The sequence below is a fragment of the Bradyrhizobium sp. CCBAU 11357 genome, assembly GCF_028128865.1.
GTDB lineage: Bacteria > Pseudomonadota > Alphaproteobacteria > Rhizobiales > Xanthobacteraceae > Bradyrhizobium.
The window spans coordinates 1-1323 of sequence record NZ_LBJW01000045.1 but is presented as its reverse complement, the minus strand read 5'-3'; the positions used below and the strand labels follow the sequence as shown (position 1 = coordinate 1323).

At 59.3% G+C, this 1323-nt stretch carries 1 protein-coding gene; it reads right to left on the bottom strand.

The annotated features are described in order from the left end of the window. Window positions 1–215 precede the first annotated feature (215 nt). A complete protein-coding gene (locus XI05_RS09005) occupies window positions 216–1238 on the bottom strand; it encodes an IS110 family transposase (protein WP_271500735.1) in 1023 nt (340 codons plus the stop codon). Window positions 1239–1323 lie beyond the last annotated feature (85 nt).

Here is a 1323-nt window from a genome sequence, read left to right as displayed (position 1 = left end):
TTTGGATACCGGTCGGGTGCGTTCATGTATACGGCCTGTTAGTGCGACCGATGCCATGGCCGCTGGCCCTGATGGAGATCGCGGATCGAGGCCTCATCAACGGGTCGCGCTTGTGCGCTTAAAGCTCTTCGGGCTTGCTCGATCCCCAGCTCCGCCGGTTTCCATCATGCTGTCATTTGCCCTCACACCATAAGGTGGCCAGGATACGCGGAAAGTTAAGCCGCGAGCTTAGGCCGATAGAATTCCCCGGTGGTCATCATTGCCCAGATGATCCGGGCCATTTTGTTGGCAACGGCGATGGCGACCACCATGGGCCGACGCCGTTCAAGCAGGGCTTCGATCCAGCCGCCTCCGACCCTGGAGCGTGCCTTTGGGTACCGAACGACGTTACGTGCTCCGATCACAAGCAAGTGCCTGAGATAGGAATCGCCCTGTTTTGTTATCCTGCCCAGCCGATCCTTCCCGCCAGTTGAATTCTGCTTAGGTGTCAGGCCAAGCCAGGCCGCGAACTCTCGCCCGGAGCGAAACATTGTCGGGTCCGGCACGGTCGCAGCGAGAGCCGTGGCCGTTATGGGACCAATGCCGGGAATGGAGGACAACAACTTCGCCATCGGATTAGTTCTCTGGATGAGAGCCAGCTCACGCTCGATGGCCTCGACCTGCTGGTCCAATTCCTTCAGTTGGTTCACGAGAGCGGCGAGTGCCAGACGAGCATTGGCTGGTAACGCCAGGGCCTCGTCATCCAATAAGTCCACCAGACCGTCCACCCGTTGCCGGCCTTGCCCGACAATGATTCCGAACTCAGCGAAGTGAGCTCGAATGGCACAAGCCGTCATGGTTCTCTGGCGGACCAGCAGGCCTCTTGCGCGATGAAGCATCAGGAAGCCCTGGTTCTCGACGCTCTTGATCGGAACGAACCTCATATTGGGGCGGGTCACCGCTTCGCAGATCGCGGCCGCGTCGGCGGCGTCGTTCTTAGCTCCTCGCCGCACATAAGGTTTTACATAGGCAGGCGGAATCAATTTCACCTCGTGTCCAAACCGCTGAATCTCGCGTGCCCAGTGGTGAGCGGTGGCGCAGGCTTCGATGCCGACCAGACACGGCTCGATCGAGGAGAAGAACGACACGATCTCGCCTCGCCGGAGGCGTTGGCGACTGGTTATTTGGCCCTTGCTGTCAACTGCATGGACGTGAAATACGTGCTTCGAAATGTCCAACCCAATTGTCGCGACTTCCATTGGTCAATGGCTCCTGTTAGCGGTTCCGTGCATCGGCAGTATATCGCCGGCTCCGAGGGAGCGGGGCCGTCTTCCCCATCAACGG